Origin of the sequence: Pedobacter borealis DSM 19626, assembly GCF_000708285.2 — a bacterium.
Taxonomy (GTDB): domain Bacteria; phylum Bacteroidota; class Bacteroidia; order Sphingobacteriales; family Sphingobacteriaceae; genus Pedobacter; species Pedobacter borealis.
In genome coordinates this window covers 24030-30423 of record NZ_JAUG01000059.1, presented here as the reverse complement: position 1 = coordinate 30423, position 6394 = coordinate 24030, and the positions used below count along the sequence as shown (strand labels likewise).

Sequence of the window (6394 nt, the reverse complement as noted above, 5' to 3'; positions counted from 1 at the left end):
TGGTTAAAAATATGGAAAATGATGATGGAATTTTCAGTCCGGAGTCGTGTATTTTGAACCATGTAAGACATAGGAGTTTCATATAAGCTCAAGGGTCTTATATTTTCTTATATTCCTTAAATGGTGGTATGCTTTAAGATTAGCTTCGCTGAGCACTGCGTGGTTCCCTCCTGCGAGAGAATGACAACTACTTTTTACGCCCAACTCTGCGGCCTCTGCGCCTTTTCTTTGTGCCCTCTGTGGTTAAAAATATGGAAAATGATAATGGGAGATGGAATTTTTAGGCCGAAATCGGAAGCCAATTGACCGAATAAACCAACAAATGAACTAAGTAACCCCCTCCTTCAAACTATATACTTCTCCTTCATAAACCCCCACCAATAACTGTACTGCCATTTTGCTTCTTTGCCCGGTTTGGCAATAACACACTACTTTTTTGTTTTTTGGGATAGCTGCAAGCGACTCCCTGAGTTCGTATAGTGAAAGGTTGATGCCTCCAATATTGCCGTCTTCGTGTTCGTAACCCTCGCGTACATCAATTAAAAAAACTTCATCAGCATTGGTTTCCAGCCAGCGATCTAATGTTGTGCTATCGATTTCTGGTACGGCTTTATCGGTTTTGTCGGGTCCTGGTTTTGCGGTATTAGCTGGTTTTTCTGAGGCGATTTTAAATACCAGCACAGCATTGTTCAATGCATTAACGGTCATCAGTTTGCCCGCAAGTGTTTCGCCAATGCCGCAGATTAATTTTAGGGCTTCATTGGCCATATATAGACCGATGATGCCCGGTAGTATCCCAATTACCCCGCCCTCAGCGCAGTTAATATTTTCGGTTGGCGGTGTTGCATAGAGGTCTCTATAGTTTGCACCGCCCTGGTGGTTAAATACCGCAACCTGACCTTCAAACTGTAAAATAGAACCGAAAATAAGTGTTTTGCCTAAAGCCACACAGGTATCGTTCACCAGGTAGCGGGTGGTAAAATTATCCGAACAATCGATCACCAGGTCATAATCCTGGCAAATATTTACCGCATTATCAGCCCTAAAACGTTCGTGATAGGCGCTGAAGCCCACATGCGGATTAAGCAATTGGAGTTTTTCAGCGGCAATTTTTGCTTTAGGTTGCCCAATATCGGTATGATTATATAAAATTTGCCGGTGCAGGTTGCTCAATTCTACCACATCATCATCTACAATTCCGATTGTTCCTATGCCCGCTGCGGCCAAATACTGCAATACCGGGCAACCTAAACCACCTGCGCCGATAACCAATACTTTGGCGGCTTTTAGCTTTTCCTGTCCGGTGAGGCCCAGTTCGGGCAGGATCATCTGCCTGTTGTAACGGCTCAGTTCTTCTTTTATTAACATGATTTTTGGATCAAACTCATATCCCAATCTTTCCAAATAGGCTCATAACCCTGTTTTCTGATCATGGCCGCAATTTCCTGCGCCGAACGTTCGTCAGATATTTCGAACTGCTCTAAGGATTGCGGTTCTACCTGATAACCACCGGGATTGGTTTTAGAACCCGCACTAATGGCGGTAATGCCCAACTTAATCACCTGGTTTCTGAAAGCTACAGTTTCGCGGGTAGAAATAGACAGCTCTACTTCACTGTTGAATAAGCGGTAAGCACAGATCAGTTGCACCAATTCTTTATCGTTCATCACTACTTTAGGCTCTAAGCCGCCGCTAAAAGGCCGTAGCCTGGGGAAAGAAATGCTGAATTTGCTTTGCCAATATTGTTTTTCGAGATAAGAGAGATGCAGGGCCGTAAAAAATGAATCTGTACGCCAGTCTTCCAAGCCGATTAATACGCCAAGCCCCATTTTATGGATTCCTGCCTGCCCCAAACGGTCAGGCGTTTCTAAGCGGTATAAAAAATTCGATTTTTTGCCTTTTGGATGGTGTTTTCGGTAATCATCCTGATGGTAGGTTTCCTGGTAAACCAATACCGTATTTAGCCCGTGCGGAATAAGGGTTTCATAATCGGCTACATCCAAAGGCTGCACCTCCATGGATATATGGGCAAAATGTGGACTGATGAGGTCTAGTACTTTTTTAAAGTAATCGGTGTGTACACTCTGGTTGGCCTCGCCGGTTACCAGCAGCACATGGTCGTAACCCATACCCTTGATTACGGCCACTTCCTGCATAATTTCCATTGGGTTGAGTGTTCTGCGCCTTACTTTATTATCGTAGCTGAAACCACAATAGGTACAGATATTATTGCATTCGTTGGAAAGGTAAAGCGGGATATACATCTGGATTACCCTGCCAAAACGATCTAAAGTTAATCGCTGACTGATCTGCGCCATATCTTCGAGATAAGGCAGCGCTGCGGGAGAAATAAGTGATTTAAAATCTTCCAGATCGCGCTGTGTATTGCGCAATGCCCGTTCTACATCTGCAGCTGTTTTATCGTAAATACTGGCCCTGGTATCGTCCCAATTGTGGGATTCGAATACCTCGTTAAAACTCTCCATCTAAAAATGCGGTTAGTGGACTGCTTGCTGCAGCATAGTGTGTTTGGGCACCTAGTTTAGACTCGAAAGCCATCCTGCCGGCTTCTACAGCCATTTTAAAGGCAATAGCCATATTGGTCGGATCTTTGGCTATGGCAATGGCGGTGTTCACCAGAACGGCATCAGCACCAATTTCCATGGCTTTGGCCGCATCAGATGGCGCACCTATCCCGGCATCAATAATGACCGGGACCCTGCTCTGGCTGATGATAATCTCTAAAAAATCGATCGTTCTTAATCCCTTGTTACTGCCAATTGGGGAGCCCAGCGGCATTACTGCTGCCGTGCCCACATCTTCCAAACGTTTACATAAAACCGGGTCGGCATGGATATAAGGCAAAACCACAAAACCGAGTTTAACCAGTTCTTCAGTGGCTTTTAAGGTTTCGATCGGATCTGGCATGAGGTATTTCGGATCTGGGTGGATTTCCAGTTTGATCCAGTTGGTTTCTAAGGCTTCACGTGCCAGCTGAGCGGCAAAAACGGCTTCTTTTGCATTGCGCACACCAGAAGTATTGGGCAATAAATTGATGTGCGGATATTTAAGGTGATGAAGGATATCGTCATCCTTGTCTTTTAAATCTACACGTTTGAGCGCTACGGTAACCAGTTCGGAGGCCGAGGCAATTAAGGCACTTTCCATCTCTTTGGCAGAGCTAAATTTTCCGGTGCCGGTAAAGAGGCGAGAGCTAAAGGTTTGATCTGCTATGGTTAACATATCTGTAATTTTTAAATCGAATAAATACTGAACTTGCTGTTGATTTCTTCAAGAACCGCAGCCGTTTGTGTTTGGTTGGTGAGCGCCGCCGAGATGGCAATTCCGTAAATTCCGGTTTCGAGTATAGCCGGAATATCAGCGGCTTCTATGCCACCTATGGCGATAATGGGCGTGCTGATTCCAGCTTTTCGCACTTTTTCCATGAGTTTGTGGTAGCCTGCTAAGCCCACAACCGGGCTGAGGTTTTCTTTGGTCCGGGTAAACCTAAAGGGGCCAAGGCCAATATAATCGGCACCCTCTGCTACCCTTTGTTGTATATGCTCGAAAGTATTGGCCGTGCCGCCGATGATCTGGTGTTTGCCGATAATTTTTCTGGCTTCCAGAATAGGCATATCCTGCAGGCCCAGGTGTACACCATAACTATTTACGGCTTTTGCCAGGTGCGGAAAATCGTTTACGATAAGTTTGGCGCCATACTTATCGCATAAGGCCTGCGCGGCTTTTGCAAAAGGCAATACTTCGCTTTCGGCCTGGTTTTTAATGCGCAGCTGGATCCATTTTCCGCCAGCTTGGAGCACCTGCTCAATGGCATCTAAATGGGTACCTGTTTGAGGTGCTTGCGAGATATATTGTAAGGGCTGAATCATATTGATGTTTTTAACGGTTGATGGTAAGCAAGGCAATGTTGTTGTGCTTTTTTAAAATTGATTAAAGCTTGAGCGGGATCGTTCCAGATGCAGCCCAATAGTGCAATACCATCGAAATTCATTTCTTTTACCCAATCGATCTGGTTGAGGCCAATGCCACCCAAAGCGATTAATTTGGTATTGCTGTTAGGCTTGTTTAACCGAAAACCGGGAGGGATAATCCCCATGTAACCTGGTTTGGAGAGGCTATTGAATACCGGGCCGTAAAAACTGTAATGGTATGGTCTAATGCGATCTATATCTGATAACTGATGAATAGATGTGCTCCATATATGCTTTTGCGGCGGCAGGGTATTGAGCGTAATATTTTTTCTAAAGCTTTCAGTATGGTGGATTCTATGAATGTTATAATCGTTTGCCAGTATATGGAAATGGTGTAAAGCAATGCGGGGATGGTATTCTGGTAAAATCCCTTCCACAATTTTACGGTAATCGGCCTCATCTGCATTTTCTTTTCGTAAATGAAAAATCTGTAAACCGGCTTCGAAAAGCTGATTTACAAGATGGCATTCTTCCTTAAAAACGGTCGGCTTGGCAATTACAATCAGTTCCATAGCGGTTTAAGAATAAATTTCGCTTCCTTTTTGGGTAAACTCTTTCGATTTTTCCTGCATGCCCTGTGCTAAAGCATCTTCTGCCTCCACACCTTGTTTTGCGGCATATTCCCTCACATCCTGCGTAATTTTCATCGAGCAGAAATTCGGGCCGCACATGGAACAGAAATGTGCAATCTTGGCACCCTCTGCAGGTAAGGTTTCATCATGAAATTCTTTTGCGGTATCGGGATCGAGTGAGAGGTTGAACTGATCTTCCCACCTAAATTCGAACCTGGCCTTGCTTAAAGCATTGTCACGGTATTGCGCACCTGGGTGTCCTTTGGCCAAATCGGCAGCATGGGCGGCAATTTTATAGGTAATTACACCGTCTTTAACATCTTTTTTGTTTGGCAGGCCCAAATGTTCTTTCGGGGTTACATAACAGAGCATTGCTGTGCCAAACCAGCCGATCATGGCAGCGCCAATGGCTGAGGTAATGTGGTCGTAACCTGGCGCAATATCGATCGTTAGCGGGCCTAAAGTGTAAAATGGTGCTTCGCCGCAATGGTCGAGCTGTTTTTCCATATTGGCTTTGATCAGGTGCATGGGTACATGCCCAGGGCCTTCTATAATCGTTTGTACATCGTGTTTCCAGGCTATCTTGGTGAGTTCGCCAAGCGTTTCGAGCTCCGAAAACTGTGCGGCATCATTTGCATCGGCAATACAGCCGGGCCTCAAACCATCGCCTAATGAAAAGGCCACATCATACGCTTTCATAATTTCGCAGATCTCCTCAAAATGAGTGTACAGAAAGTTTTCTTTGTGATGGGCCAGGCACCATTTGGCCATAATAGATCCGCCCCGCGAAACAATACCTGTAATCCTTTTAGCGGTTAAAGGCACATAACGGAGCAGCACACCGGCATGGATGGTAAAATAATCTACGCCCTGTTCTGCCTGCTCAATCAACGTATCGCGGAAAATTTCCCAGGTAAGGTCTTCGGCTTTTCCGTTTACTTTTTCTAAAGCCTGATAAATAGGAACGGTACCAATGGGCACAGGCGAATTGCGGATAATCCATTCGCGGGTTTCGTGGATATTTTTCCCTGTTGATAAATCCATAATGGTATCGGCTCCCCAACGGCAGGCCCAAACGGCTTTTTCTACTTCTTCTTCGATGGTAGAGGTTACGGCCGAGTTACCGATATTGGCGTTAATTTTTACCAGAAAGTTTCGGCCAATAATCATGGGCTCGAGTTCGGGGTGATTGATGTTGCAGGGAATTACCGCCCTTCCAGCTGCTACCTCAGCCCTTACAAATTCGGGTGTGATGTAGCCTTTTGGCGTATTTGCGCCAAAGCTATTGCCCTGGTGCTGGTGGTTCATTACATCGTGCTGATCGCCCAATTGCGCATTTAACAGTTCGATCTGTTGGTTTTCCCTAATGGCGATATATTCCATTTCGGCCGTAATGATGCCTTTTTTGGCATAATGCATTTGAGATACATTGGCCCTGGCCTGAGCTTTATAAGGTTTGTTGGTGAAGTTAAAGCGCAGGGCATCAAGCTTCTCATCGGCCAGGCGCTGTTGTCCGTAAGCAGAAGATAGTTCAGCAAGTTCTACCACATCAAGCCTGTCTTTTATCCATTGTTCCCTTAGGCGTGGTAAGCCTTTTTTTACATCAATAACAGCATTAGGATCGGTATAGGGTCCGCTGGTATCGTAAACCGTAACAGGCGGATTAGGCTCGGTTAATCCAAATCCATTATGGATTTTGGTTTCCGATAAACTGATTTCGCGCATGGCCACCTGGATATCGTGGATTTTTCCAGGTACAAAGATTTTGCGTGAGGCTGGAAAAGGACTGCGGCTGATCACCTCTTGGTTCGGTGTTTTTTCTTGTTTCAT

The 6394-nt window shown here is 45.2% G+C and carries 6 protein-coding genes; all 6 read right to left on the bottom strand.

Translation table 11 applies throughout. The features are described 5' to 3' along the window. Window positions 1–327 precede the first annotated feature (327 nt). The 6 genes from moeB to thiC are packed head-to-tail and all read right to left on the bottom strand — an operon-like array spanning window position 328 to window position 6394. Window positions 328–1368: a HesA/MoeB/ThiF family protein gene (moeB, locus tag AW17_RS15550; RefSeq protein WP_029277991.1), complete on the bottom strand. Its 1041-nt coding sequence runs from the start codon at window positions 1366–1368 to the stop codon at window positions 328–330. Further along, the gene (thiH, locus tag AW17_RS15545; RefSeq protein ID WP_029277989.1) at window positions 1362–2486 is read right to left on the bottom strand and encodes a 2-iminoacetate synthase ThiH; all 1125 of its coding nucleotides are present in this window, start codon (window positions 2484–2486) and stop codon (window positions 1362–1364) included. Before thiH ends, moeB begins: the two co-directional genes overlap by 7 nt. Continuing rightward, window positions 2473–3243, bottom strand: a complete 771-nt coding sequence (locus AW17_RS15540) for a thiazole synthase (RefSeq protein WP_029277987.1) — start codon at window positions 3241–3243, stop codon at window positions 2473–2475. Before AW17_RS15540 ends, thiH begins: the two co-directional genes overlap by 14 nt. 11 nt (window positions 3244–3254) lie before the next feature. Continuing rightward, window positions 3255–3890, bottom strand: coding sequence for a thiamine phosphate synthase (locus tag AW17_RS15535; RefSeq protein WP_029277985.1), 636 nt, complete (start codon window positions 3888–3890; stop codon window positions 3255–3257). Next, on the bottom strand, window positions 3887–4504 hold the full coding sequence (locus AW17_RS15530) for a thiamine phosphate synthase (protein ID WP_051691881.1): 618 nt from the start codon (window positions 4502–4504) through the stop codon (window positions 3887–3889). Before AW17_RS15530 ends, AW17_RS15535 begins: the two co-directional genes overlap by 4 nt. Before the next feature lie 6 nt (window positions 4505–4510). Then, a complete protein-coding gene (gene thiC, locus AW17_RS15525; RefSeq protein WP_029277982.1) occupies window positions 4511–6394 on the bottom strand; it encodes a phosphomethylpyrimidine synthase ThiC in 1884 nt (627 codons plus the stop codon).